Consider the following 26,622-nt stretch of genomic DNA (forward strand, 5'->3'; position numbering starts at 1 on the left):
GCGGTGTGCTCTTCCCCACCCCCCCGCCGGGCGCGGGCGCGGGGCCCGCCCCCCCCCCACCGCGGCACCCGTCCCACGGCGCCCAGCCCCCGGAGGATTCGGCTCTGGCCTGCTCCCCGCTGCCCGACTACTGGGACGCGAGACGTCCGGCCAGCCGCTGCGCCTCGACCATCGCAGCCCGCCGCACCGCGGGCGGGTATCCGAGGCGGTCGGCGGCCTCATCCGCCGGCAGGCCCGGGTCGGACTTCATCAGCTCGGCGATCCGGGCGCCCCGCAGCCGGACCAACGTTTTCTGCGCACTGGAATAGGAGACTCCGAGCTCATCCATCACCTGAGCTGTCGTCACTGCGGGGTCGTCCTGCAGCAGTGCCTCGATCCGCGCGGAAAGTTCCGCCCGCGGAACGGCATCGGCGCTTCCGGCTGGCCGGCCGGTGGCTGCCTGCTTACCGGGGCGCGACTGACTGAAGGCCACCACGACGCGGCGGGGCCAGTGCTCCACACCGCCGACAACGACGGTCTGCTCGGCGAGCTCTGGCGCTGCCCGTTTGTAGCTGTCCCAGCTCTTCGGCGTTACGCCGAGTTCGGCGGCCGCCTCGTTACGGTCCAGGAGGTCCTCGTCGTCGCCGGCAGGCGAAAGCCCGGGCACCGGCCGGCCCGCCCGGAAGGCATCCGTCTGTTCCGCGTCCCACAGCAGAACACGCGCGCCCGCCGAGCTGATCGGTACTGGATGTCCTGGGACCGCATACAGCTTCCGGTTGCGGAACGTCCCGAAACTCATCCCCTGATCGCGAGCAAGATCCTCTCGCGTACGTACCAGCTTCAGCCGTCCAGCCCGGATCATCGCGGTCTCAACTCCCCCACAAAAAGCTATAGCATTTACGGCACTCAAAGGTACACTGAACTCGTAGCCACTCCCCCGGGAATCCAGGGTTGTGTGTCTTCGGCTGGCCGGCGCCCTTGTCACCCGCTACGGCGGAAGTGGGCGTCGGCCACATTGCTTTCCCCTATCAGACGTAGCGTCGCTCTGCGGCCCCGGCTGCCAACAACGAACGAGGACACCGGCACGCCGATGCTGGATGAGCCGCAGCAGCGGATGGCGCCACCCGTAGGTATGCCGTGTCTGCCCGCAGCAGGGACACTCTGTGCACCCGCGCGTGAACGCGGTCCGCCGGGGAGATCCAGCTGCGCCTGAACCCGTCGAGGGCGCCTTCGTTCACTTCCAGGAGCCAGTTGCTGCGCGACACACTTGGCTGCGCCCTCAGGCTCGGCATCACCGATGCCGCCCTGCCTGCCCCCTGTTGGGGGCTGAGAGGCACAGCTCTCCCGGTATAGGAAGGGAAACGGCACTGAGCCGTCATCTCCCGCCTGTAGGCCAGGTACGCGTACGCGACAGAGTCGCCCCTCCGCCCTCCCCTGCCAACCCCTCTCCCATCCTCATAAAGAAAGTCCGGCCAGTCACCGGTACTGAAAATGGGGCCTGAGCAGCGCGAATGGAAGGTGCGCGGTCAGCCCGGTCTCCCCGTCAGTCTCCCCTCTCTGCGTCCCTCTCCGTGTCCCCCTCCTACGTCCCCTGCATCTTCCCCCTCAGCCGCCGAAGCGATGAAGAAGGCAGGCCTCGATGTGGTCGAGGCCGGCCGGGTGTTCCTTAGTTCCGGGGTGGGGCGCCCAGGCGGACGACCTGGGGTTCGTGGGTGCTCTTGCGGTTGCCGGTCTGCGGGTCGATGCGGAAAACGCCGCTGGCTCCTCTGATGACGTTGGTGCTGTCGAAGAGGTAGAGCTGGGCCGCCACCGCGTGCACGCTGGGCGGGGTCTGGGGTGTGTCGACGGCCTTGCGGATCGCGAGGCTGGCGGTGAGGACGGCGTCGTGTGCCATGACGGCCCATCCGCTGGCCAGGTGTCCCTTGTCGAACTGCTGCCCGTGGTGGTCGCGGCCGAACTCGTCGGCGAAGCCCTGGAAGAGGCCGTGGTCGGGGTTGGTGCCGTCGGCGAGCTGGGCCGGGTCGGCGAGAGGTACGTAGAGAACGGAGATGGGGGCCTCGGGGTCTTTCAGGGCGGGCAGGCTGCGGTCCAGGGTGGCCGCGTCGGAGCCGGTGACCACCGTGATCGGGGTGGTGTGGCACGGCCGCTGGCGCAGGTCTTCGAGGAAGTCGCCGAGGCGGTTCGCGCGGCCGGCGTAGAAGACCAGGTCGGGCTCGACCTTGCCGCAGAGGTTGTTGCTGATGGTGTTGAGGCTGGTCCGTACGGCGTCGTTCCTGGCGTCGAACCTGAAGGAGATGCCTCCTGCCTGCAGGTAGGGAAGGAGTCCGGTCGCCGGGTTGCGGACGGCCGCTTCCTGGGACTGGGTGTAGAAGTCGGTGGTTCCGTTCGGGGTGGTCGGCGCGCTGACGAGGGCCGCGGTCTTCAGCTCGGGGTGCTTGTGGAGTTCTTGGGCGATTGCCTGGAGCTGTGTGCTGGTGTTGGGGGCGATCCGCACCAGTCCGTCGATGGCTCCGTTGCCGTCGATGGCGCCGGTGGTGTCGAAGCCGTCGGCGGTGATGAGGTCGCCGACCATCGGGATGGAGGCCTTGGACAGGGAGCGTGCGGCGTCGATCGACTCCTTCTGGCTCAGGCCCATGCCTGTCACCGCGACGAGGTGGTCGCTTCCACCGGTCATCGTCTTGAGGCGGTCGACGACGGTGGGCCAGCTCGTCTCGTCGGTGCCCATGTTGGCCAGCACCATCCGGATCTTGGGGTAGGTGCCTCCCTGGTTCGCCTCGTGCTGGGCGATCGCGGCGCCTTCGACCTGGTGCACGGCGCGGTCGCCCGTGAGGCTCTTGTCGCCCTGGGTCAGCGGCCCCATCAGCGCCACCGTGACGTAGCCGCCGCTCTTGACCGCGGCCTGGTTCTCGGCGTCGATCACCGCCAGAGCCGGTTCGAAGCCCTTGCCGAACACGGCGTGGCCGTCACGGCCGTCCGTGATCCCGGCGCACCAGGCCGACGCGGTGGTCAGCGCGGCGTTGTCGGTGCCGCAGTGGGACGTGCGCCATTCCGCCTTGTCCTGGGCCGCGGTCTCCTTGGCCCGGGTGTCGGCGTCTTTCTGCCGCTCCGCCTGCAGCCACAGCCCGCCGGCGACCAGGACGCCTGCCACCGCCGCCGAGGCCAGCCCGATCAGCCAGCGTCGGCGTGCCTGCTTGGAAGGGCTCTTCCGGGAAGTGCTGGTGGCCGGGTTGGCCGAGGAGTCCTGCTCGGAGGTGGCCGGGTCCGCGTGCTCTGCGTCCTGGAGCGCCGGCAGAGCCTCCTGCGAGGGCTCCGCGGTGTCGGGACCGGTCTTCGGGGTCGTCGAAAGGCCTTCCTCGACGGACACCGGTTCCGGGGCCGGAACCGGAGCCGGCGCCTGGTTGGGAGGCCTCACGACTCCGAGGTCAACGGTCCCGACGACGGGCGGGGCCGACGGCGAGGGCACGGCGTCCTGCGGCTGGCCGAGGGGGGCGCGGCCCTCCTCCAGGGCGTGCCACACCTCTATCCAGAGGGGCTGGTCTTCTTCCCGTACCCCGCAGACCCTGATGAGCTGCTGCACGAAGACGAGCTTGGGGAGCTTGTCGCGGGTCAGGGTCGCGGTCACGGTGGCCTTCGGGAGCGGCAGGCCTCCCAGCCTCGCGGCCTTGCCGGCGACCTGGTCGCCGGTCAGCCCCGTGGACTTCAGGACGGTGGTCAGGTGCCCTCGGAAGTCCTTGTCGGTGGCGACCGCGTAGAGCCTCTCCCGCCAGACGGCGCCGCCGCCCGGCCCCGTCAGGCCCGTCATGCCGCTGCTCCGGGCAGGGCGCTGGCGGGCTGCTCGAACCACGAGCTGATCTGGGCGGCCGTGCCGGCCGCGACGGTCACGAGTCCGAACGCGTCGAGGACCGAGAAGCCGGACTTCAGGAGCACGGCGACGACCACGACGACCACCACGAACACCAGCACTCGCAGGCCGCCCGGCAGCGCGCCCGTCCCGCAGGACGGGGTGACGGGAGCCGGCCGGGTGCTGCGGCGCCTCAACGATCGACGAGTATGCATGGATGCCTCCTGGGCGGTGGACGTACGGGACAAGCCCGAGGGCGCTTACCGGGCGCCGAGCACGGGCTGTGATGGGACGTAAGCCTGCTGTCGTCGGCTGGCGCGGGGCAACCCTTGATCCAGCACGGAATACGGCCGCCCGGATCCGCTCGAAACGAGCCCCGTTCCACATGTACTCGCGGCGCGCCGAGGACGGGGGGCGGGCGGAACGGCCCCTGCCGCGACCTGTGGTCCGCCGTTCGGAACCGGCCTTCGTGCCTCGTACGCAACCGGTGCTGGCCTGGGTATCGACCGTTCGGAACGCGCCGGAACGCCTATTCGATCTTGACTATGGTCGGCGGACCGTGGTGAGACTGGACGCATGCAGCCGTCCCAGTGCGGCTGCGGCGGTGGCTCTCTCGTTGAGTCCTCCTGGGCATGACGCGGGCACCACACGGACGATCAGAGGGCCCCTGTTACCGGCGGGGGCCCTCTTCCGCACACGTTCCGCGGCCGCCGCCGAAGTTCCGAACGGGCGCTGCAGATCCAGCGATCGTAGCGACGGTCACATGCCCCGGGCAGATGAAGAGACCAACTCATCATCAGGCCGTGGTCGGCAGAACGAGCGCGGCCGCACTCGAGGCGAGGGGCGCGCACGCAGACGGGGGTACCGCCTTCAGGACGGCTCTCCCGGGCGGCGGCTACGTATAGGTGGGGGACCGTCGGGGTGCCTTCGTGCCTACCCCGCTGCCGCCTAACGGCGGAGCGACGAACTTCCCTGGGGCCGGCGCGACGTGTGGGGCGCGGTGCAGCCGCCCGGCACACCGCGGACGAAGAACGTGGGAGGCAGTCAGAGGCGGTGAGGTGATTGGTGAGTTGAGCGGGGGCGGTTCATCACCGGTGAGGTGTTGCTGTCGGCAGGGCTTTGACCTGCGGCGGGGAGGTTTCAGTGGGTGGTGTGAGCTCACCGGTGACTCACCAGCTGAGGTGTTGCCCTCCCGTGATGGTGGGGGGCTGCCGGCGGTGAGCCGGGTGGTGAGAGCTTGGCCGTTTCGTGGGGTGCAAGAACGAGCTCCTCCACGGAAGGCGTTTCCATGACCCCCGTCCCCTCTGCCTCGCGCCGCCTACGGCGCACCCCACAGACCGCGTCTGCGCAGTCCCTCCGGCTTTCCCGTCCGGAGACCGTTCCGGCCGGGAGGGCCGTCTCGAGCGGTCCGCGTCTGGCCCGGATGGGGGCATGGGCGGCGCTGGCCGCTGGGCCCCTGGCACTGGCCGTCGCCCTCGTGATGCCGCGCGGTTCCGTCGCCCAGGCCGCCCCGGTTCCGCACACTGACAGCGCGCCCAGGCCGTCGGCCGACCCGGCGGGGACGGCCGCGCTGTTCGTGGATCTGTGGCTGCGCTCCGATGCGGCGGCGCCCGACAGCCCGGTGGCCGCGGCCCTGCGGTCGATGGCGCCCGCCGTGCAGCTCCCCAAGCGGGTCCGCGGCGAGGCCGCGCCCGGGGAGATGCGGGTGGTGCCCGTGCGTACCTCGTCCTCCCCGGAGGGGTGGACGGTGGTGGTCGCCGCCGTGGCCTCCGCCGCCGCTCTTGATCCGGTGGGCCCGGGCCCGGCGAAGGAGTCCGTCGCGGTCAGCGGGCCGGTGGTGCGGTACTTCGCGGTGTCCGGTGCCGGCGGTCGCGAAGGTGGGCCGCTGGGCGTCTTCGGAGCGCCGGCGGAGGTGTCCGCCCCGGAGGGCGTCGCGGAGGCCGCCTCCCCGTTCTCCCATTCCGTCCCGTCCGGCGCCGCGCTGTCGGTGTCGCTGGGTGAGTTCCTGCGGACCTATCTCTCGGGCGGGCCGGGTGCGGGGCTGGAGCGGTACCTCTCGCCGGGTGTGCGTCTGTCGGCTCCGGCGGCCGCGGCGTATGTGCGGGTGGACGTCGAAGAGGTCGTATCCGACACCGAGCGCGCGGCGGGGAAGGAGGTTCCGGCCGACGGGACTCGGGCGCGGGTGCGTGTTCGGGTCGCCGGTGAGGACCGGGCCGGGTCTCGGTGGCCGTTGGTCTACCGGTTGGAGGTGACCACGCGGGCCGGGCGGTGGGAGATCGTCGCTCTGGAGGGCGGGGCTGGCGGTGCGGGGGCCCCGGCCGCTACGCCGTCCGGTCCGGTGGCCGCGCCGGCCGCGGGGGGTGCGCGATGAAGCAGTTCATCCTCGCGGGTCAGCTCGACAAGCTGGGCGATTCCCTGATCGGGACGCTCGCCGGGTGGAGTGACAAGGGGCTCAAGGTCGCGCTGACGGTGGTGGTGGTCGTGACCGTGGCCCGCAGGTTCTCGCTGAAGGCCGGGATCGGCGCGCTGATCGCGATGGTGCTGGCGCTGGGCCTGTATGAGGCGCGGGAGTCCTTGTCCGGTGCGGTGAAGGACGAGATCAACAACCCTGCGAAGGGCGCCGGCGCCGTCACGGTCGTGGTCACCCCTGGCGTCGGGGTGGGCGCGGGTGGCGGCCGGGGGGTTCTGTGAGCGGGGCGGAGCGGACGCGGGTCGCGCGTGCGTACACCAGTGCGCGGCGGCATCCGTGGGTGCTGGGCAAGCTCGGTGACTGGACGCTGCCGTTCGGCCCGTACACGCCGGCGCAGTTGGTGGTGCTGGGTGGTGGGGCGTTCGTTCTGATCAAGACGTTTGCCTGGTGGTCGTGGGCGGGGCCGGTGCCGATCGCCCTGTGGCTGGGTGCGGTGTGGGCGGTGCGGGGGGCGCAGATCGCGGGGCAGAACCCGTTCACGGCTGTGCTGGGGGTGGGCTCGCTGCTGTTGAGGCATCCGGCTGGGGTGGTTGGGGGGCGGGTGGCGCGTGACCGGCAGGTGTCCTGCCTGCGTGCGTGGTTCGTCATCACGGCCGCTCCGGCTCCCGCCCTTGCTGGCGGTCCGGGGAGTGGGGTGAGGGCGGCCGGGGTGGGGGTGTCGGGCGCTGAGCGGACGGCCGCCGGGTCGGGGCTTTCGCGGCTGTTGGCCGATGGTGCGGGGAGGGCGTTGTGATGAGGACGCCTTTCCGGCACGTCGCGGGGCATCTGCTGTGGGCGGTGTCGGGGCGGGTGTGGGCGGTGTGGCGGGTGGCCGCGCTGCCGGGCGGCTATCTGCCGGCCCGGGTGCATCAGGATCTGCTGGGGCGGGTCACCTCGCTGGTGCGGTCGATGCCCGGGATGGAGCCGCGGCTGTTCGTGCTGGCGGCCGGTACTGATCCCGGCGAGGTCGCCGAGCGGATGGTCGCGGATGTGGACTGGCGGCGGCTGCCGGCGTGGGCGGAGACCTGCGCGGCGACGGTCGATCTTTTGACTGGTCAGGAGATGCACGAGCGGACGCTGTGGCTGGCCGTGCCCCTGGCCGTCAAGGGCGGGGTGGCGAGTGCCTCCCTGACTGCTTTGTACGCGGAGCTGTCGGCCGCGCTGGATCTTGCGCCGGTTCCGGTGGCTGAGGCTGAGGTGAGGGCGGCCGTTGTGGAGGCCGAGCGGATCCAGACCTCTCTGGGCGGGGGGTTGGGGCTTCGGCCCGCGTCGGCGGCGGAGATCGTGTGGATGCTCCAGCACGCGCTGTGCCGCGGGTTGGAGGAGCCGCTGCTGTCGGATGCCGAGCACAGCCGGCTGTACGGCAGCCGCACCCGCGAGGGTCGTCTGCAGTCGCCGTCGTACGCGGATCTGGGGATGGTCCGTCTCGCCGAGGGCGGGCAGGGGATGCATGCCGGGGCCAAGGAGGCCAAGGCTCGGGGCCCGTGGTGGCGGTCGGTTGGGGCTTCGTCGCCGCTGGGCCGGCGGTGGCTTCAGGTGGAGTCCGAAGCCGGTACCGGATACCAGGCGCACCTGGTGCTGGCGGAGATCCCGCCGGCGGTGTCGGTGCGGGCCGCTGATGTCCTGGCTCAGCTGGAGGCTCTGCCCTTCCCCGTGGATGTCACGGTCGATCTGCGGGTGGTCACGGCGAAGAAGGCGCGGGCGCAGGTCCAGCGCAAGAAGCGCGAACTCCTCGATCAGGCGGATCAGTACGGTGCGCAGCCGACGGGGATGCCGCATTCGCTTCCGGACGCTGCGGGGGATCTGGCGGAGCAGGATGCGCGGATGGCGAGGACGTCGGTGGAGGTCGAGGTCCAGTCGGTGACGGTGCTCAGTGTGTGGGGGCCGGACGCGGGGACGTGTGATGTGCGGGCGCGGGAGCTGTCGGCGGCTCTGTCGGGGGGCGACTACCGGGTGGAGCGCCCGTATGGGATGCAGGAGGAGTTGTTCGCGCTGGGTCTGCCCGGGACGGTGCGGGCGCCGAAGCTGAGCCAATTTACGCAGCACCAGTTGTCGGAGGACTGGGCTGCTTCGGGGGCTTTGACGCTGTCGCGGGTGGGGGACCCGGCGGGGATGATGGTGGGTTACGACCTGGACTGCGGCACGATCCGCCCGGTGCTGCTGAATCCGGCGGATGCCCCGCAGGTCAACGCTTCGGCTTCCAGCGCGGTGATCGGCGACCTCGGCGCGGGCAAGAGCGTGCTGGAGAAGCTGGTCACCGAGGCGGTGGTGGACCGGGGCGGGCGGGCGATCGTCATCGACCGGACCCCGATGCGCGAGTGGGCCGGCTTCGCGCGGACGGCGATGGGTGAGCGCTGCCAGATCATCGACGCCGCGAAGGCGCAGATCTCCATCGACCCGCTGCGGGTGTTCGGCGGCGCGGTCGGCGCGCACTACGCCTTGTCCTACCTGACCTTGCAGTTGGGTGTGGGGGCGATGACGGCCGCCGGGGCCGTGCTCCACCATGCGGTCGAGGAGGTCAGCGGCGGGCCGGAGCCGTCCATGGGCAAGGTCCTCGACGTCCTGGCCGCGCTCGCCGCCTCGGGGGCCGGCTCGACGAGGGGGGATGCGGCCGCGACCATGGCGGATCTGCTGCGGATCGTGCGCGGCAACCCGCTGGCGGCGATGGTGTTCGACTCCGGCCTGCCGCCGGTCACGCTCGCCGGGGATCTGGGTGCCGACATGGTGGTGGTGACCACGACCGGTCTGACCCTGCCGCCGCGGGAGGCGTTCGCCGACGTGGAGGTGCTGCGCCAGCAGCCGTTGGAGGCGTTGATCGGGCGGGCGGTGCTGTATCTGATCGCGGCTGTCGCCCGGCAGGCGGCGTTCACCGATCCGTCCCGGTTCTGCTTGGTCTCCCTGGACGAGGTGTATTGGCTGACCTCCTCGGCGGAGGGGTCCGCGCTGGTCCACGAGATCCTCCACGACGGCCGCAAGCACGGCGCCGGTGTGTTCCTGGGGGCTCACGACGCAGACGAGCTGGGCAAGGACGCGGGTCTGGTCGCCTACCGGTTCCTGGCCCGCACCGCCGACCGGGCCCGTGCGGTCAAGGGATTGCGTTTTCTGGGATTGGACGGCGAGGACGAGGACCTCATCCGGCTGGTCACCACCGGGCTTTCCCCGGTGGGGCAGGCCGGCCGGGAGGGCGAGATGCTGCTGCGCGATCCGCGCATGCAGGTCGGCCGGATCAAGGTGGTCGTCCCGCCCGTGCCCCGCATCAAGGAATCGATCTTCACCACGCCCGGCCGCGCGGTACAGCCCGCGGCCCCCGGGGGGACCTCATGACGTACCGATCGGGTGTGCGGCTGCTGCTGGTGGGCGCCGTCACTGCGCTGCTGCTGGCCTGCACCGTTGCCGCGTGGGCCCTGCCCCACACCCCTGTGGCTTCCCCGGCGGTCGGGGTGAGCGTCTCCCAGGCGGCTGCCGGTTGTGCGCGGGGTGCCGGCCCGGTGCATGGGCCGTGTGTGTCCGAGCCCGTCAGCCCTGTCGCTGCGTCACAGCCGGCCGTGCCGGGTGTGGCCGGGCTGCCGGGGCTGGATGCGCGGTCCGCGCTGCTGCTGTTCTCCACCGTCGCTGTCGCGGCCGCCATCGCTCTGGTGAGTACTGCCGGGCGGCGGCTGTGACGGCCCGGCGCAGGCTGGACCGGGGGACACTGCGCGCCGCCGGGTTCGTCGCGCTGCTCACCGTCACGTTCCTGGTGACGAACACGGCGGTGGCCGCGGCCGCAACCGCCGACGGACCCGGCACGGGCGGGGGCCTGCTGGGGCCCTTGGACATCATGACCGGCGAGGGGGTGCCGCTCAGCAGCTACCAGCTGGAGGCCATGCCCGTCTCCTCGCAGCCCCAAGGGGGTATCCCGGCGGTCGACCTGGCGGTGACGGGGCGCCTGCCAGACCTTGATGTGGTCGGCGACATCCAGCGCCTGGTCCTGGGCGGCCTGTTCACCCTGGTGCGGCTGCTGGTCGGGCTGTGCGGGTGGCTGATCTCCTTCGTGTTCCGCTTCCCGTTGATCACCCTGCTGACCAGGCCGGCGCAGCAGATCGCCGACGCCTACGAGCGGCACGTGGTCGCCCCCCTCGGTCTCGAAGGCTTGCTGCTGGCGTGGGCGTTCGTGTTCGGGCTGGTCCTGTTCGTGCGGGGTAAGGCGGGGACGGGGCTGGGGGAGATCGCGCTGACGCTGGTCATCGCGGCTTTGGCCGCCAGCGCGTTTGTGCGCCCTGACTACCTGCTGGGCAAGGACGGTCCGCTCGACCAGACCCACCAGGCTGCCGTGGAGGTGGCGTCCATCACCACCGCCTCCTATTTCGGCACGCCCGCGCGCGGCGGCCGGCCCTGTGACAGCGCGGTGGGGCCCGCCCACGAGGCCTGCGTGAAGGAGAAGGCCGAGGCGAAGTCGGTGGTCGATCCGGTCCAGCGCGCGCTGACCGACAGTCTGGTGGTCAAGCCGTACATGCTCCTGCAGTACGGCCGCGTCCTCGATCCCCACAGGGCAGGGGAAGCCGACGCCTACAAAGCCCATCTGAAGTGGGTCGAGAGCAGCCAGCCCAAGCAGAAGCAAAAGCAGGGCGAGGTGGATCTGTCGAAGTGTTCCGGGGTCGTCGGTCCTCTCAAGGAGGCTTGCGAGCGCCAGCTGAAAGAAGCCGGCGGCAGCCAGAAAGGGGCGGCCAACCCGGAGTGCAAGATGCTGCGCGGGTCGGCCAAGAAGTACTGCGAGAACCGCGATAACCCCTGCGCGAGCATGGACGAACCGGCTAAGGACTTCTGCGAGAACGGAAACGGCCCTCGCGGGACGAAGTCCAGGGATTCCGCGTACTCGGAGCTCGTCAAGGACTTGCAGGATGCCGGACCGGTCGGGCGGGAGGCTGCCGAGTACGCGCAGGAGCCGACCTGGGACCGGGTGTGGTCGGTGGCCGCCCTGCTGGTCGCGGTGCTCGTGGTCACGCTGATGATCGTGTCGATGGCGGTCGTGATGCTCGGCGCCCAGGCTGCCGACGCGGCCGCCGCGGCCGGCGGGCCGATCGCCTGGGTGTGGTCGATGCTCCCGGGCCCCTCCCGCATGCTGCTGTGGCGGTGGCTCGGGGTGTTCATCGCCTCGGCCCTGGTGTCGTTCATGGCCGCTTTGTGCCTGCCGATGTTCGGGATCGCCGTCGACGCGATCCTGTCGGACAGCGACGCCGACCTGATGGTGGAGCGCCTCCTGCTGGTGGACGCGATCGCTGTGGCCTTCTTGGTCATGCACCGGCGGGTGCTGGCCGCGGCGTCCGGCTTCGGGCAGCGCGTGGCCACCCGCATGCGGTACCGGAAGGTCGGCGGCAGCCACCTGCGCGGTGACAGCTCGGAGATCGGCGCCGCTCTCTCCGAACACGGGTCCGCCGGCGGCGGAGTCTCCCGCCGGGGTGGGCCGTCGTCGGCACACGGCGCGTTCGGTGCGCGGCTGGCGTCCCTGGGCAGTCTCGCGGCGATGAGCGACGGGGCGGGCATGCCGATGTCCCCCGGCCGGTTCATCGGCGATGCCCTCGCCGAAGGGAAGCGCGGCCTGGCGCCGTTCGCCGTCGCGCTGCGGATGGGGCACGCGGCGCTGATCGGGCCGGGGCCCGGCCGACACCCTGCCTCCCAGGCTCTGGCCGGCGCCGCCCGCGGCACCGGCGGCGGGTCCGGCGGCGGGTCCGGCGAGGTCGTCGCGGATCAGTGGACGGGTGAGATCCTGCATGATCCGGCGACCGACCGGCCGCTGCTCGGATCCCGGATCCATGCCCGCGCCTCACGGCTGCGCGGCTACCGGATCGCCTCGCGTACCGCGCGCCTGGCCTACGGAGCGACCCTCGGGCTTCCCCGCAACCTGGGCCGCGCGCGGGGAGCAGCCAGCGAGTTCACCGACGACGCCCGCACCCAGCTGCGCGTGGCGGCACACCAGGTCCGCGAAGACGGGAGCCGGTGGGCCGACGGCGGCCGCCTTGTCCGGGACGGCGTCGACCACGCCGGGCAGCGCCTGGCGACCGCCTGGCAGGTCCACAACCCGATGGGCTCGGTACGGGACACCGCCGTGGCCGCAGCCCTCGCCACCGCCCCGCTGTCCGTGTCCTCCAGCGGCCGCGAGAGCGCCCCGCGCACGAGCATCTCGGCTCCACGCGTCGAAGGCGGCCGCGCGCCGAGGCCGCGGCGGCGGACCGTCGAGCGTGCTGTGACTCCCTCACAGGCCGACGCCCGGGGCGGGGACACCAGTGCGGCGGGTGCGGTCGACAGGGAAGCCGAGGCGAACGCGGCTCGGCTGCGCGCGAGGTTCGCAGCCCACGCGGCAGAGCGCCGGCGCCGTGAAGGCGGTGAGCGGTGAAGAGGTGGCAGAAGCTGGGGTGTCTGGGAGTGCTGCTGATGGTGGCGGCGTGCTGCACCGCTCCGGTGCTGGTGGTGGCCGCCGCCCGTGCCCGCGGCAGCGTGCCGGCCGGTTCGTCGGTGAGTGCGGCCGCGGCCGGGATCCCGGAGAGGATGTTCGCCGCCTACCTCACCGGCGCCGCCCAGGTGACGGCGTACGTGCCGGAGTGCCGGGGGATGCGGTGGCAGGTCCTCGCGGGGATCGCCCAGGTCGAGTCCGACCATGCCGCCGGGCATCTCGTCGGGGCGAGCGGGGACATCGATCCGATCATCACCGGTCCTCGTCTGGACGGCTCGGGTGCGGGCGGGAACACCACCGCGATCCGTGACACCGACGGTGGTCGCTGGGACAACGACAGCGAGTTCGACCGTGCGGTGGGTCCCTTCCAGTTCCTGCCCGAGACGTTCCGCGCCTACGGCAAGGACGGCAACAAGGACGGGCAGATCAGTCCGCACAACGCAGACGACGCCGCCGTGGCGGCGGCCGTCTACCTGTGCGGCAACGGTCGCAACCTCGGTGACCGGGAGCAGTTGCGCGCCGCAATCCACACCTACAACCTGTCCTGGGCGTATGTGGACGACGTCATGTCGGGCATCGACCGCTACGACGCCCTGGGGACAGCGCCGGCCGTGCCGTCGGGGAACGTCGGCGCGGTCATCCAGGCCGCGCTGGCCCAGCAGGGCATCCCCTACTCCTGGGGCGGCGGCGGGCCCGAAGGCCCGAGTACGGGGATCTGCTGCTCGCCCGGCGGGCAGGACGGCGGCGCCGTGGTCGGCTTCGACTGCTCGGGCCTGACCCAGTACGCCTATGCCAAGGCCGGGATCATGCTGCCGCGCACGGCGGCCGAACAGGCCGGCGCGGGCCTGCGCATCCCCGCCTCCGCCGGATTCGGGGCGCTGCGCCCGGGCGATCTCATCTTCTACGGGTACAGCGCCACGTCGGATTCGACGATTCACCACGTCGGGATCTATATCGGCGACGGAAAGATGATCAACGCGCCGCGGCCCGGGAAGCAGGTGCGGATCGACCCCGTCACCGCGATGCCCGACTACGCGGGAGGGGCCCGGCTCCTGTGAGCGGACACGCGTGGACGGGCGGCCGCCTGATCACCGCCGCGGCCGTCCTGGCCGCCGCCGGGCTGGTGCTGCTGTATGCGGGAGCGCACGGCATCAGTCCCGGTGCTGATGCTGTGGCGCCCAGGCTGACGGGTCCCGCCCGGCAGACGGGCCCGGCGGCGCCGCCAGCCGCCGCGTCCGCCGCACCCCAGTCACCGCGGTCCGCCGCAGGCTCGGCGTCTTCCGCCGCTCCGGTGGCGCCGGGTCCCGCCCGGCCGGCGGCCGGACCCGGTGCCGGTAATGGCAGCGCTGTGGCGCGGGAGCTTCCGCCGCCGGGGTCCGGGCCGGCGGCGGACCCGATCATCCAGCAGGCCCTGGACCAGGCCAGCCCACCCGATCTCCCGCCGGACGACGAGCGGCAGCTGCTCGACCTGGGCCGCCAGGCGTGGACGGCGGAAACCGCCGGCTACACGCAGGTGCGGGTCCAGGCCGCCACCGCCCGCCGTGACACCGCACCCCCCGCAGCCGGGGACCCGGCGCGGGCACAGGCCGTGGTGCGGCTGGTGTGGGCCGGCGCGGACCGCGCCGGGACCTTCCTCGACGGTCGCACCGCGACCCTCCACTACACCCAGAACGGACAAGGATCATGGAACCGCACCTGACCGCCATGGCGCTCCTGCACATGGGCGCCGCGCTGTGGGACGGGCTGGTAGCGCTCGCTCGCTGGACCCTGGCGAACTCCTGGTGGCTGGCCTTGCTCACGGCTGCCGCCCTGATCGGATGGGAACACCTGCAACGGCGCCTGAGCGCCGAGGCCCTGTCGCGGCGCACCTACCTCCAGCTGGAGCCGACACCGGCCTTCAAGCCGGACGCCGAGCAGATCTGGCGGCAGGGAATGCAACTGGTGCGGGCGGCCGGCTCGGGTCCGTGGTGGACCCCGCGCCGGGCCCGGTCGGTGAGGCTGCGGCTGCGCGCCGACGGGAAGCGGCCGCTGGTCTACCGGATCGAGGCCCCGGCGACCGCGCATGCCTTGCTCAAGCAGACCCCGTACGGGGCGCGGGTCGAGGTGAAGCGGACGGCCCCGGTGGCCGACAAGCGGCGTGCCCACGTCGTGCGCGCGGTGTTGACCCTGCACGGGGAGCCCGGCTCGCGGCTGCGTGAGGTGCCGCTGGACCCCGATCCGCTCCAGCCGCTGATAGACGCCGTCGCCGACCTGAACGCCGGCCTCGGCGATCTCGCAGAGGTGTGCGTGGACCTCTCCCCCGCGCCGCGCTGGCACCTTGCCGTGCGGCGCATGCAGGCCCTGCAGCGCGCCCGCGAGCAGGCCCGGCGGGAAGCCCAGCGCGAGGCCCGCTGGCAGGTCAGCGAGCCGGCCGACAGCCTGTCGGCCTCCTTGGGACGGCTGCTGGACCCGGCCGAGTGGCAGGGCGGACCGCGCGGGCAGGTGGTGATGTCCCCCCGGCCGCGGCGTGTCGACCGGGAGGTGGTGCTGGGGAAGCTCGCGCACAGCCCGGGGCTGGTACGGGTGCAGATCCTGGTGCGCTGCGCCTCGGACGCGGCCGGGCGAGCGGAAGCACGGCTCGCCAGGATCGGGGCAGCCATGGACGTCTACGCCGGCCCCTCCCGCCTGACCGCGCTCGGCTGGTCCGCCGGCCCCCTGCGTCTGGGCCCCGACCGCAGGCCGTGGCGGGGACGGTTCGATACGCAGTGGGCCACGGCGATGATGCGGCCGGCCCGCGGCGGATGGGCGCACATCGACGAACTGGCGGGGCTGCTGAAACCGCCCACCGTCACGGCCCGGCTGCCGCTGCTGGAGACCGAGATGCCCACCTACGCCCCGGGGCAGGATCTGCTGCCCCAGGGCTGGTACCGGGGAGCGGACGGCCGGGAACGGCTGCTGGCCACTTACGAGGACGACACCCTCTTCGAGGTCCAGTCGGGCAAGGCCGGCTGGGGCAAGACGATGCGCGCGCAGGTCCACGCTGTCGCCAGCGCCCACAACGGGCGCGGGCTGGCGTTCGTGGACCCGCACGGCGACTCCTTCGCCGAGGTCGCCCGATACCTCGCCCACGAGGACATCATCGACCGGGTCGCGCTCTTCGACCTGACCGTCCGCAAGGACGGGGACATGCTCGGCTGCTGGAACGTGCTGGACATGACGGCAGGGCAGCCGGCCCACGAGGTGACCGCCTCGGTCGTGGAGGCGTTCGCGGGGGCCCTGGGGTGGGGGGACGTCACCGCGCCGCGCGCGCTCACCATCTTGACCAAGGCCGTCGAAGCCCTGGTGGCCGTCAACACCCAGGCCGTCCAGGCACAGGCGCCAGGGCAGCAGGCGACGATCTTCCAGGTGCGGGCGCTGCTCACCGACCCCACCTTCCGCCACCTCGCCCTCTCCGCACTGGACGCGGAGGCGCGGCACTGGTGGACGCGGAGCTTCCCCGACTTCCCCCGCGAGGCGGTGCTGACCGTCTTGAACCCGCTGGAGCGCCTCGCGGCCAACCCGGTCGTCCGTGCGGCCCTGGGCTGCCCCGTCGGCGGATACGACATCCGCCGCGCCATGGACGAGGGCCGGGTGCTGTGGATCTGCCCGCCGGGCACCGGCCCCACCGACCGGCTCCTCATCTCCCTGATGGTCCACGACTTCCTGCGCGCCGGCCTGTCCCGCCGCGACCTCCCCGAAGCCAAACGGCGGGCCTTCCGCTTCTACCTGGACGAGCTGATCTCCCTGGACCAGGGGTCCTCGACCGTGCTGGCGGAGATCACCGAGCAGCTGCGCAAGTTCGGCTGCCGCCTGCACGGGATGACCCAGCTCATGCACCGCCTCAGCCCCGCCACCCGATCCGCTCTCCTTCAAAACGCCTCCTGTCTGTCCACCACGGCCGGATCGGCCGAGGCCATCGCCCAAATCACCAGCCAGTGGCCCGACACCGTCACCGCCCGCGACGTCGCCGGCCTCGAGCGGTGGAGGCACTACGCGTCCTTCACCGTCGCGGGCAAACGCACCGGCCCCGTACCGATCCGCGGCCCCGAACTGACCGAGGTCTTCGGCGACCTCGCACGACCCGGCCAGGTCGCCGCCCTGCGCAAGACCGCACACGCCAACACCGCGGCCCAAACCCTGGCGGCGCTGAGCGCCGTGGCACTCCGGCAGGAAGAAGCCGTCCGCGCCTTCCTCACCACCAGCACCACACCCACCGACACCCACGACGCAGGAGAGCAGTACGCATGACCACGGCCGTCTTCCAGCCCGCCACCGCGGACACCCGCGCCCACCAGGCCCTCGCCCTGATCGCCCAGCACCGGCTGCTGACCAGCATCCAGATCCACCAGCTGCTGACCCCGAACAGCCCGCCCCGCAAGATCCACAACGTGCTGGTGCCGCTGCGCGAGCAGGGCCTGATCGCCCACACCGTGCTCCCCGGCCGCCTCCAGGCCCACTTCCTGACCCCCGTCGGCCACCAGACGGTCGGTGACTGGCCCGAGCTCCGCGGCCGCACCGCCACCCCGATCCAGTCCGCCGCAGCCGCGTCCCTGCGCGCCGCCCACATCCTCACCGGAGTCCGCGCCCACCTCGCCTTCCTCACCGACGCCCGGTCCCGCGGCGACGAGTACCAGCCGCTGGACTGGGTGCCCGAGGTCACCCACCGCCTCCCCGACACCGCAGGCGAAGACCGGCTGATCGCCGACGCCGTCTTCCACTACACCGCCACCAGCCCCAGGCGCCTGCAGTACCGGGCGTTCGTGGAGATCGACCGCACCACCATGAGCAGCGAGCGCCTGGCCCGCAAACTCATCACCTACGCCCGCTTCCACGACTACACCCCCCAGCCCGCGGGCCGGCGCGGCACCGTCGCCGACCAGGCGGCCGTCCTCGCCTGGCAGCGCTCCTACCCCCGCTTCCCCCGCGTCCTGTTCATCCTCACCGGCGCCTCCCGCACCACCCTGGCCAACCGGATCGCGGACCTGCGGCGCATGACCGCCGACCATGACCTCGTCACCCGCCTCAGCGCCCACGTCCCCCTCGGCGCCGCCGTCCTCGAGGACATCGAGGCCCACGGCCCCCAGGCGAAGGTGTGGACGCCCCTGGCCGGGAGCAGCGAGCCCCGCGGCTGGACCCAGCTGTGAGCAGGCCCTGGCCCACAAGGCTCTCCGCCGCCGACCTCGCCGACTACCTCCAGGCCCAGGCCGAACACGAGGCAGAGATGCGGGAACTCGCAGACCGCGAGTTCCAGATCGAAACCGGTCAGATCGACAGCTACAGCGACTACCGCTTCACCTGGGAAGACGACGCCCTCCCGCCTGATCCACCCAAGCCGGCCACCGACAGCCCCGGAGCAGAAGTGAGGCGCTCCCTTCCGCCCGGGATGCACAGCCAGGACGCCCCTCCGTTCTAACCGACTTGCAGCAGAGGCAGGCTGCGGGCGAGCCTGCGGCGCCTCACGCACCGTTCGGTAGCACGGGTGCCTGGTGAGGTCGCCGACCCGATCGTGACGTGGGGCGGCGACCACCGGTGAGAAAACTGGTGAGGAGCACGGAGAACCATTACCAGCAGCAAAGAACAAGCCAGTGAGTGGAATTCAAGCCACAGCCCGCCGAAATCGCGCCAACACCGGGCGCCACCCACGGCAACCAACGAAAACCGCACGTCAACGCCCCAAAGAAACAAGATCATCTAGGATTGGCAGGCAAAAGCGACGTCCAGTCGCCTGCACCCCAAGAACCCCATAGGAGCTGCGGCGTTGACGTCGTAGGGTGCCGCATAGAACAGACACCAAATTCGTACGCGACACGTTGCACCAGCGATTTATGCGGGTTGGGCTGCGACCCGCCCGACAGGCGACCCGGGGAGAGTCCAGTGGCAATGGCACCACACCGCCCAATTCGCACGGCCCAGCAACACCGCCGGCTCCTCACTGTCGCCGCCATCATCGCCGCTGCCGCAGCACTCACGGCTGGCTGCACCGCGGAACCCAGTCGGGTCGCTTCTCCCCCACGTGCCTCCGCTCCCAGCCCTGCCGCATCACCGAGCATGTCCGCTGACCCGCAGGCTGAAGCGAAGGCCAAGATCCTTGCCACATACAGCGCCTTCTGGGAGGAGTCCGTCAAGGCGTACGAGGCCGGAACCGAGCAGGGTACGAAGCTCGTGGACTACGCGGCCAAGGACGCACTGAACCAGACACTCACCGACATCGCGAACATGCAGCGAGCCGGCACCGCCACGAAGGGCGCCCCCGGGCATCGCGCCGAGGTCTCGGCCGTGAACCTGTCCGGCGAGCAGCCCACGGCCACCATCTCCGACTGCTTCGATCTCTCTACCTGGAAGATCATCGACCGCTCAAGCGGCCAGGTGAGGCCCTTCCCCACCGAGCAGCCCATGCACTACATCACTGTGTTCGACGCAGAGCTCCAGGGCGGCCGGTGGATGCTGACCAAGTTCGTCCGGCACGGGGACCGCACTTGCTGAGACGGGAAGCCCTCACGGTTTTCACAGCTGCGGCAGCCGCGGTGTTGGCCTGCCCCGCTGTCGCCTATGCGGGAGGAGGCGTGTGTGACGGCGCCACCGGGTGGGTGAGCGTCTGCGCCGACAAGCCCGGGCAGGGCGGAGGCAGCGCCGGACAGCAGGACGGGGGCGGCAGCAACAGCAGAGACAACGGCCCCCCGCCACGATGGGCCTGCACACGCACCCTGTTGGACCCTCAGCCTCCCGCGGGGAGCGCTGCCTGGGAGGGGCACCAGCCAGGCGACGGCGCGGTCTACCGCAAGACATGCAGCTGGGTTGAGTCGGTCAACGGAAACATCGTCATCACCACCGAATGGTCCAACACTCCGGATGCTGTGACCGTCGACCCAGCCGTGCTGGCTCAGCAAGCAGTGGACAGCATGCTCCTGGCCGGCCCGGCAATCGCGAGCCCGAGGCCTGAAGGCAAATACACGGTAGGCGTGCCGCTGTGGTTGTGGGTAAGTCAGAGTCCCACGACCTGGGGCCCCAACACGGCATCGGCGTCGGCGGGCGGAATCACGGTGACGGCGACAGCCACAGTGTCCTCCGTCGCCTGGGGCATGGGGGACGGCTCCACCGTGACTTGCACGGGCCCGGGGTCCGCGTATACCTCTGCGCGCGGCATGACGCCCTCCCCCGACTGCGGACACCTCTACCGGTCGACATCGGCAAGTCGGCCAAACGGCAAGTACCAGGGGACCGCGACGGCCACATGGAAGGTCGACTGGGCCGTCACGGGAGGCGGGCAGACCGGCCAGCTGACCGAAGTCCGCCAGTCACCGTTCACGGTCTCAGTGGGCGAAGTCCAGGTAGTCGGCCAGTAGGCCTGACCAGGGCGCAGCCCATCGCACCTATTCCTCCAGCAATTTACGTGGGCTGCATGGCAACCCGCCCGACAGAGCGACCCGGGGAGACTTCCGTGACAATCGCACGACAGCACCACGCCGCAAACCGCCGACTGCTCACGACGGCTGCCGCCGTCGCGGCCGTCGCGGCACTCGCGGCCGGATGCACCAGCGGAAGCAAGAACGACAAGAACGCCGCCACCAGCCCGAGCGTCTCCCCCAGCAGTGCCCCCACCGCCTCCCCGAGTGCACCCGCCGACCCCGAGGCAGCCGACAAGGCCGAGGTCCAGGCCGCCTACACCCGGTACTGGGACGTGCTGGCCACCGCTTACGCCAAGTCCGACCCGCAGGGAACAGAGCTGAACAAGGTCACCACTGGCAACGCCCTTGTGCAGACGGAGCAGGAACTCGCCAGTCTCCGTAAGGGTGGCTACGTCGTCACCGGGCAGCCGAAGCACTCAAACACCGTGGTCAGCTTCAAGCCGGACACGAAGCTGAAGACTGCCGTCATCACCGACTGCATGGATGTCTCTCAGTGGAAGCCGGTGAGCAAGGACTCGGGCAAGCCAGCCGATCTTCCCACGACGCGGCTCCAGCGCTACATCACCACCGTGACAGCCGAGAAGTGGCCGAGTGGGTGGATGGTCTTGGAGGAGAAGCCTGAAGGACAGGCATGCTGAGACACGGTGTGCGTTCCCTAGGAGTCCTCGTTCTCGCCGCAGCCACGGCCCCGACGGCCAACGCGGCGGACGATCCAGTCAGCGTCGGAAGCTGCGCCGATCTGAAGCACTTCTGTATCGGCGCGACCAGCCCCGGCTCCGTCAAGCCGCCAGCCAAGCAGGAGTCAGGCGGCTCCTCGACGGGTTCCGGGAGCAGCATCGACGGCCTGGGTCGGGACTGTTCGTTTCGGCTGCTGGATCCGCCTCCGCCGGCAGGCAGCGTTCTGTGGCAGGGCCACTCACCCGGTGACGGAGCGGTCTACCTGGACCCGTGCGGGCTCGGAAACGGCATCACGGACGGCGACAATCTCGCGGGAGCCGGGCGGGCGTTCTGGGCGCAGAATCCGCCCGGTGCGGTGGCCGTCGACCCTGCCGTGCTGGCGCAGCGTGCGGTGGACTCGATGCTGCTTCGGCCGCCGGCGATAGGCATCGTTCCGAAGCCTGGGGGTGTTGGTGTGGTCGGTATGCCTGTCTACATGTGGACGGCGACGGGCCCGGAGACGTACGGCCCCAATGTCGCGTCTGCTTCGGCTGGCGCGGTCACAGTGACCGCCACGGCGAGGGTCGCCAAGATCGTTTGGGCGATGGGCGATGGCACGACGGTCACCTGCACGACGCCTGGTACTCCCTACCGGGCCGAGTTCGGCAAGAACCCGTCGCCGGACTGCGGTCACAGCTACCGGTCGCCCGGAAAGTTCCATGTGACCGCGACGTCCACCTGGGCGATCGACTGGACCGGTGGCGGCCAGAGCGGCCAGCTGAGCGAGGTCCGCTCCAGTGCCGTGGACATCGCCGTGGGCGAAGTCCAGGTAGTCGGCCAGTAGCGGCACGCCCCCGATCCCCACTTTTCCTTCCTTCCTCTCTGCTGGAGGCACATCACGTGAGCACCACCACCACGGGCGCGCAGGGCCGTGCCGCTGTTCCCGGGCCGGGCGGGCCTGCGGACAGTCCGGCACCGGCGCCGCGAGTCGTTCGCCAGCGACGTCGCCGGCCCGGGCTGATCGCGCTGTCCGTCGCGCTGATCGCGGCGGGCGGCCTGTCCGGGGCGCTTCTGTTCACCGCGTCGGGCCAGCGGTCGAGCGTGCTGGTGGTGGCCCGGGACGTGCCGGTGGGCGCGACGGTCACGGAGGCGGACCTGGCGCCGGCTTCTCTGGCGCTGGATCCGCTGGTCAAGGCGGTGCCGACGGCGAAGAAGGCGGGCCTGGTCGGCCAGCGTGCCGCTGTGGCGCTGAAGGCGGGGTCGTTGCTGTCGCCGGGCCAGGTCACCGCCGTGTCGTTGGTGAAGAACGGTGAGCAGTTGGTGGGTGTGGCGTTGAAGCCGTCGCAGCTTCCGGCGTCGCGGCTGGCTCCTGGGCAGAAGGTGCTGATCGTCTCGACTCCGGATCCCGCCCAGGCGGCCGGGGCGGCTGCGGCGGGCGGCAAGCCCGCCGATCCGGTGCCTGCGCCGAAGACGCTCGCGGCGACGGTGGTGGCGGTTGGGGTGGCGGCGCCGGCGACGGGTGTCGTGGTGGTGGATGTGGCGGTGCCTGCCGCTGATGGGCCGATGCTGGCTTCGCGGGTGGCGACGGGTGCGGTGGCGTTGATCGTGGCTGCTCAGGAGGGGGGTTCCTGATGGCGGTGGTGGCGCTGGCGGGCGGGCTGGGGGCGCCGGGGGTGACCACGGCGGCTTTGGCTCTGCTGATGACGTGGCCGATGCCGCAGGGGCATCGGGTGGTGCTGGCGGAGACGGATCCGGACGGCGGGGCGGTCCTGCCGGGGGCGCTCCAGGGCACCTTGGACAACTCCCGGGGCATGCGCAATCTCGCGATTGCCGCCCGGCAGGGGCAGGGGCAGTTGGTGGAGGCGTTCTGGCGGCAGTTGGTGGACGTCACCGATGCCGGGACGCGTGACCGGCTGGTGCTGCCTGGTCTCTACGACCCTGCACACGCGTCGGCGATGGAGCCGGTCTGGCGGCCTCTTGCGGGCGTGTTCGCGGGGATCGAGCAGCACGGGCACGACGTGATCGTGGACCTGGGGCGGCGGGGCGCCGTCGGTGCGCCGGGGGTGCTGGCGCAGAAGGCGGACGCGGTGCTGATGGTCGCCCGCAACACGCTGCGCGGGCTGCAGAGCGCCCAGGTGCGGCTGGAGGCGTTGCGTGAGTCGCTGGGCGGCTCGACGGAGCTGGGGATACTGCTGGTGGACCAGGGGCCCTTCTCCAAGGAGGAGGTGCGCAAGCACTTGGGGGTGACGGTCACTGCGGTGCTGCCGTGGCGGCCCAAGGAGGCGGCGGTGCTGTCGGACGGTGCCGGGCAGCCTCGCCGCTTCGAGTCCGGTGAGCTGATGCGCTCCGCCCGGTCGGCGGCGGTGCGGGTGCAGGAGCTGGTGGCGATCCGCCGTTCCCGCCTGGCCCCGCCGAGCGCGGATGCGGCTGGGGTGGTGAGCGGTGCGCGCTAATCCTCTGCACAGCGACCCCCGTGTCGCCGGGTCCCTCGAGAGCCGGCTGGGCGCGGCCCGCGGCGTGGCTGTGGTGCCCTCGCCGGAGGCCGTGGGTGGCCGCCCGGCCGACGCGTGGGTTCCGGGCCCCTCCGCGGGGCCGGTCGCCGGTACGCCGCGCCTGCCCCAGCCCTCCCCTGCCCTGGCCGCTGACGTCGTGGTGGACTACGCGGCGGTGCGGCTGATCAAGAAGCAGGTCGGGGAGCGGCTGACCGAGCTGCTGCGCGCCCGGCCCGGACTGGGCCAGGCTGCGCAGGAGCAGCAGGGCCGGCACCTGATCAACGAGCAGGTTGCCGTCTGGTCGGATGCCGAGGCCGTCAAGCGCGGGGCTGCCACGAGTCCGGGTGAGGACGCGGTGATCGCGCAGGCGGTGTTCGACCTGCAGTTCCGGGCCGGGCGTCTGCAGCAGCACCTGGACAACACGCTGGTGGAGAACATCTTCATCAACGGGTACGCGGACGTGTGGCTGGACTTCACCGACGGGCGGCGCGTGCGGGTGGCGCCGGTCGCGGACTCCGACGAGGAGCTGCGCGAGCTGCTGCGGGACCTGGCCCGGCGTACCACCGGTCAGGCAGAGCGCAGCCTGTCGACCGCGGACCCGTTCCTGGCGTTGCGGCTGTCAGACGGGTCGCGGCTCCAGGCGGTCATCGACGTCACGCCGGGCACGTATGTGACGATCCGCCGGCACAGCATGCGCCACGCCGACCTGCCCGAACTCGTGGCGCGGGGGATGCTCGACTCCACGCTCGAGGCGTTCTTGCGGGCGTGTGTGCGCGCGGAGAAGAACGTCATGATCGTGGGCGGTCAGGCCGCGGGGAAAACGACCCTGCTGCGGGCGCTGCTCAAGGAGATCGACCCCGACGAGCGGTTCGCCACGCTGGAGACCGAGTACGAGCTGTTCGCCCACGAGAACGGCCACCACCGGCAGGTCGTGCCGATGGAGGCCCGCGAGTCCAACGGCGAAATGGTCGCAGGCCAAGCGGCCGGTGAGATCACGCTCATGGACCTGATGTACCGGGCGCTGCGCATGACGCTCACGCGGATCGTGGTCGGTGAGGTCCGCGGGCCGGAGATCGTGGCGATGCTCCAGGCGATGACGAACGGGGCGGGCGGCAACCTGTGCACCCTGCACGCCATCCATCCGTCGGTGGTGTTCGACCGGATCGCGGAGCTGTATCTGCTGGCGCAGGCGAACATGTCGGAGTCGCTGGCCTACCGGCAGGCCGCGAACGGGCTGCACTTCATCGTGTTCGTCTCCTCCGTGGACGAGACGAAGATCGGCGGGCACCGGCACCGGTTCGTCTCCCACGTCTTGGAGGTCACCGGCATCGGAGAGGGCGGACGCCCGGAGACCAACCAGATCTTCGGGCCGCGTCCGGAGTGGGGGGAGTACCGGGCGGTGCCGCTGATGCTGCCGCGGTGTGTCAACGACCTGCGCCGGGCCGGCTTCGACGCCTCGCTGCTGAACTCCCCGGCGGGGGCGTGGGAGGCGGCGCTGCCGCTGCTGGTGGCGGAGGGGGCGCTGTGACGGTGCTGTGGTGGGTGCTGGCCGGGCTCGCGCTGTCGGGCGGCCTGGTCGGCCTGGCGGTCGGCTTCTTCGGCACGACGGCGCCGAAGGGGCCGGGGGTGGGCGCGCGACTGCGGGCCGGGCGGAGCCTGGCGACGCGGGATGAGCGGATGGCCCGCCGTACCCGCCTGGTGGGCGGGGCACTGGGCGGGGTGCTGGTGTGGCTGGTGACGGGGGTGTTCATCGCCGGCGGCATGCTGTTCCTGGCGGTGATCGGCGTTCCGTGGCTGCTGTCGCCGACGAAGTCGGCCACCGCCAGGATCGGGAAGCTCGAAGCGCTCGGGGACTGGACTCAGCGTCTGGCCAACGTGCTGCGGCTGGGGCGGGGCCTGGACGAGGCGCTGCAGATCTCGCGGCGGGGGTGTCCGGAGGACATCGCCGGTGAGGTCGCCGACCTCGTGGACCGGCTCCAGGTCGGCTGGCGGCCCACTGACGCGCTGCGCGCCTTCGGCGACGCCCTGAACGATGTGACGGCCGACAAGGTGGTCGCGGCTCTGGTGCTGTCGGCGGCCGACCGCGGGCCCGGGCTTGCGCAGGCCTTGGAGGATCTCGCCGAGTCCGTGCACGAGGAAGTCGCCCGGCGGCGGGCGATCGAGGCAGACCGGGCCAAGCCGCGCACGACGATGCGGTGGATGACCATCATGACCCTCGCCGTCATCGGCGCCGGGTTCCTCATCCCCTCCTACACCGCCCCCTACGGAACCATGGTGGGCCAGCTGGTCCTGGCCGTGCTCCTCGCGGGGTTCGTCGGGGTCCTGGTGATGATGCGGCAGATCGCCGACACCAAGCCCGTCCCCCGCTTCCTGATCGCCGACCCCCGCAGCGCCGTCACCCCGCCCCCTGTCGCGGAAGACGCCGATGACGTGTCCGACTCGGTCGTGGAGGTGGGCGCATGATGCCGGTCGCGGCGATCCTGTCCGGAGCGGCCATCGGAGCCGGCGGCGCCCTGCTCATCCGCGAGATCCTGCGGCCCGCCCCGGCCCTCGGCCCCGCGCTGCGCCGCCTCAACCAGCCCCCGCCCCCGCCCGCCGCATCCGGTGAGGTCGTGGACCGGGACGAGCGGTGGGGACGATGGCTTCTCGAGCGCCTGGCCGACGTGCCGGGCATCCGCATCCCGTACAAGGACCTGGCCCTGACCGGCAGCACCCCCGCCCGGTTCCTCCTGACGAAGGTGGCGCTGGCCGGAGGCGGACTGCTGCTGCCGCCCCTGTCGACCGTCCCGCTCCTGCTCCTCGGGGTACCTCTCTACCTGCCTGTGATCGTCGCCATCCTGGCGGCGGCCGTCCTGTGGTTCGCACCGGACCTGGCGCTGCGCGACAAGGCGAAGCGGGCCCGGGCGGAGTTCGCCCACGCCATGGCCGCCTACCTCGACCTGGTCGCGCTGCGCCGGGCCGGGAACGTCTCCGCCGAGCAGGCAATGGAACAGGCCGCCCAGGTCGGCCAGGGGTGGGCGTTCCAGCGGATCCAGGCAGCCCTGGCCCAGTCCCGCGTCGACAAAGTGCCGCACTGGGAGTCCCTGGCCCGCCTGACCGCCGAACTCGACCTGCCCGTCATGGACGACCTGGCCGCGATCATGCGGCAGTCCGCCGACGACGGCGCGTCCGTCTACGCCACCCTGCGCTCCCGCGCGAAGAACCTGCGCACCGAACTGCTGGCCGCTCAGGCGGCCGACGCCAACGCGAACAGCGAGAAGATGACCGCCCCCGGCGCCCTGCTGGCTGTGCTGGTCATGCTCCTGATCGCGTTTCCCGCCATCATCCGCATGCTCACCACCTGACACACCCTG

General features: G+C 71.6%; 22 protein-coding genes. 19 read left to right on the forward strand and 3 right to left on the reverse strand.

The window, feature by feature from the left end:
• Positions 1-127: 127 nt before the first annotated feature.
• From AB0469_RS37765 to AB0469_RS37775, 3 genes are all read right to left on the reverse strand, one after another.
• Complete coding sequence (locus tag AB0469_RS37765; RefSeq protein WP_366456107.1) at positions 128-778, reverse strand: hypothetical protein; 651 nt, start codon at positions 776-778, stop codon at positions 128-130.
• An 867-nt stretch (positions 779-1,645) separates the two neighbouring features.
• Positions 1,646-3,781 carry a hypothetical protein gene (locus AB0469_RS37770; protein ID WP_366456108.1) on the reverse strand — a complete coding sequence of 712 codons (2,136 nt, stop codon included), beginning with the start codon at positions 3,779-3,781 and terminating at the stop codon, positions 1,646-1,648.
• Positions 3,778-4,035 carry a hypothetical protein gene (locus AB0469_RS37775; RefSeq protein WP_366456109.1) on the reverse strand — a complete coding sequence of 86 codons (258 nt, stop codon included), beginning with the start codon at positions 4,033-4,035 and terminating at the stop codon, positions 3,778-3,780. Before AB0469_RS37775 ends, AB0469_RS37770 begins: the two co-directional genes overlap by 4 nt.
• A 1,208-nt stretch (positions 4,036-5,243) precedes the next feature.
• Between AB0469_RS37775 and AB0469_RS37780 the strand changes: the two genes are divergently transcribed.
• The 19 genes from AB0469_RS37780 to AB0469_RS37870 all read left to right on the forward strand — a co-directional run bounded on the left by AB0469_RS37780 (position 5,244) and on the right by AB0469_RS37870 (position 26,613).
• On the forward strand, positions 5,244-6,191 hold the full coding sequence (locus tag AB0469_RS37780) for a conjugal transfer protein (RefSeq protein ID WP_366456110.1): 948 nt from the start codon (positions 5,244-5,246) through the stop codon (positions 6,189-6,191).
• Positions 6,188-6,511 carry a hypothetical protein gene (locus AB0469_RS37785; protein WP_366456111.1) on the forward strand — a complete coding sequence of 108 codons (324 nt, stop codon included), beginning with the start codon at positions 6,188-6,190 and terminating at the stop codon, positions 6,509-6,511. Before AB0469_RS37780 ends, AB0469_RS37785 begins: the two co-directional genes overlap by 4 nt.
• A gap of 59 nt (positions 6,512-6,570) precedes the next feature.
• The gene (locus tag AB0469_RS37790; RefSeq protein WP_366456112.1) at positions 6,571-7,023 is read left to right on the forward strand and encodes a hypothetical protein; all 453 of its coding nucleotides are present in this window, start codon (positions 6,571-6,573) and stop codon (positions 7,021-7,023) included.
• On the forward strand, positions 7,023-9,593 hold the full coding sequence (locus AB0469_RS37795; RefSeq protein ID WP_366456113.1) for an ATP-binding protein: 2,571 nt from the start codon (positions 7,023-7,025) through the stop codon (positions 9,591-9,593). Before AB0469_RS37790 ends, AB0469_RS37795 begins: the two co-directional genes overlap by 1 nt.
• Before the next feature lie 14 nt (positions 9,594-9,607).
• Complete coding sequence (locus tag AB0469_RS37800) at positions 9,608-9,931, forward strand: hypothetical protein (RefSeq protein WP_366456114.1); 324 nt, start codon at positions 9,608-9,610, stop codon at positions 9,929-9,931.
• Entirely contained in the window at positions 9,928-12,639 is a 2,712-nt protein-coding gene (locus AB0469_RS37805) for a hypothetical protein (protein ID WP_366456115.1), read from the forward strand. Before AB0469_RS37800 ends, AB0469_RS37805 begins: the two co-directional genes overlap by 4 nt.
• Complete coding sequence (locus AB0469_RS37810; protein WP_366456116.1) at positions 12,636-13,754, forward strand: C40 family peptidase; 1,119 nt, start codon at positions 12,636-12,638, stop codon at positions 13,752-13,754. Before AB0469_RS37805 ends, AB0469_RS37810 begins: the two co-directional genes overlap by 4 nt.
• A gap of 290 nt (positions 13,755-14,044) precedes the next feature.
• Positions 14,045-14,395, forward strand: coding sequence for a hypothetical protein (locus AB0469_RS37815; protein WP_366456117.1), 351 nt, complete (start codon positions 14,045-14,047; stop codon positions 14,393-14,395).
• Positions 14,380-16,962 carry an ATP/GTP-binding protein gene (locus AB0469_RS37820; RefSeq protein WP_366456119.1) on the forward strand — a complete coding sequence of 861 codons (2,583 nt, stop codon included), beginning with the start codon at positions 14,380-14,382 and terminating at the stop codon, positions 16,960-16,962. Before AB0469_RS37815 ends, AB0469_RS37820 begins: the two co-directional genes overlap by 16 nt.
• Complete coding sequence (locus AB0469_RS37825) at positions 16,959-17,858, forward strand: replication-relaxation family protein (protein WP_366456120.1); 900 nt, start codon at positions 16,959-16,961, stop codon at positions 17,856-17,858. Before AB0469_RS37820 ends, AB0469_RS37825 begins: the two co-directional genes overlap by 4 nt.
• Positions 17,855-18,127 (forward strand): hypothetical protein, encoded by a 273-nt coding sequence (locus tag AB0469_RS37830; protein WP_366456121.1) that lies wholly within the window; start codon positions 17,855-17,857, stop codon positions 18,125-18,127. The genes AB0469_RS37825 and AB0469_RS37830 overlap by 4 nt, the downstream gene beginning before the upstream one ends.
• 635 nt (positions 18,128-18,762) lie before the next feature.
• The gene (locus AB0469_RS37835; protein ID WP_366456122.1) at positions 18,763-19,197 is read left to right on the forward strand and encodes a hypothetical protein; all 435 of its coding nucleotides are present in this window, start codon (positions 18,763-18,765) and stop codon (positions 19,195-19,197) included.
• 955 nt (positions 19,198-20,152) lie between these two features.
• A complete protein-coding gene (locus AB0469_RS37840; RefSeq protein ID WP_366456123.1) occupies positions 20,153-20,758 on the forward strand; it encodes a hypothetical protein in 606 nt (201 codons plus the stop codon).
• Positions 20,752-21,621, forward strand: a complete 870-nt coding sequence (locus tag AB0469_RS37845; protein ID WP_366456124.1) for an ATP/GTP-binding protein — start codon at positions 20,752-20,754, stop codon at positions 21,619-21,621. The genes AB0469_RS37840 and AB0469_RS37845 overlap by 7 nt, the downstream gene beginning before the upstream one ends.
• 56 nt (positions 21,622-21,677) lie before the next feature.
• Positions 21,678-22,409, forward strand: a complete 732-nt coding sequence (locus tag AB0469_RS37850) for an SAF domain-containing protein (protein ID WP_366456125.1) — start codon at positions 21,678-21,680, stop codon at positions 22,407-22,409.
• Complete coding sequence (locus tag AB0469_RS37855) at positions 22,409-23,230, forward strand: hypothetical protein (protein WP_366456126.1); 822 nt, start codon at positions 22,409-22,411, stop codon at positions 23,228-23,230. Before AB0469_RS37850 ends, AB0469_RS37855 begins: the two co-directional genes overlap by 1 nt.
• Before the next feature lie 181 nt (positions 23,231-23,411).
• On the forward strand, positions 23,412-24,797 hold the full coding sequence (locus AB0469_RS37860; RefSeq protein ID WP_366456153.1) for a CpaF/VirB11 family protein: 1,386 nt from the start codon (positions 23,412-23,414) through the stop codon (positions 24,795-24,797).
• Positions 24,794-25,732 carry a type II secretion system F family protein gene (locus AB0469_RS37865; RefSeq protein WP_366456127.1) on the forward strand — a complete coding sequence of 313 codons (939 nt, stop codon included), beginning with the start codon at positions 24,794-24,796 and terminating at the stop codon, positions 25,730-25,732. The genes AB0469_RS37860 and AB0469_RS37865 overlap by 4 nt, the downstream gene beginning before the upstream one ends.
• A complete protein-coding gene (locus AB0469_RS37870) occupies positions 25,729-26,613 on the forward strand; it encodes a type II secretion system F family protein (protein ID WP_366456128.1) in 885 nt (294 codons plus the stop codon). The genes AB0469_RS37865 and AB0469_RS37870 overlap by 4 nt, the downstream gene beginning before the upstream one ends.
• The last annotated feature ends 9 nt before the right edge of the window (positions 26,614-26,622 follow it).

Origin of the sequence: Streptomyces sp. NPDC093801, from assembly GCF_040701585.1 — a bacterium.
GTDB lineage: Bacteria > Actinomycetota > Actinomycetes > Streptomycetales > Streptomycetaceae > Streptomyces.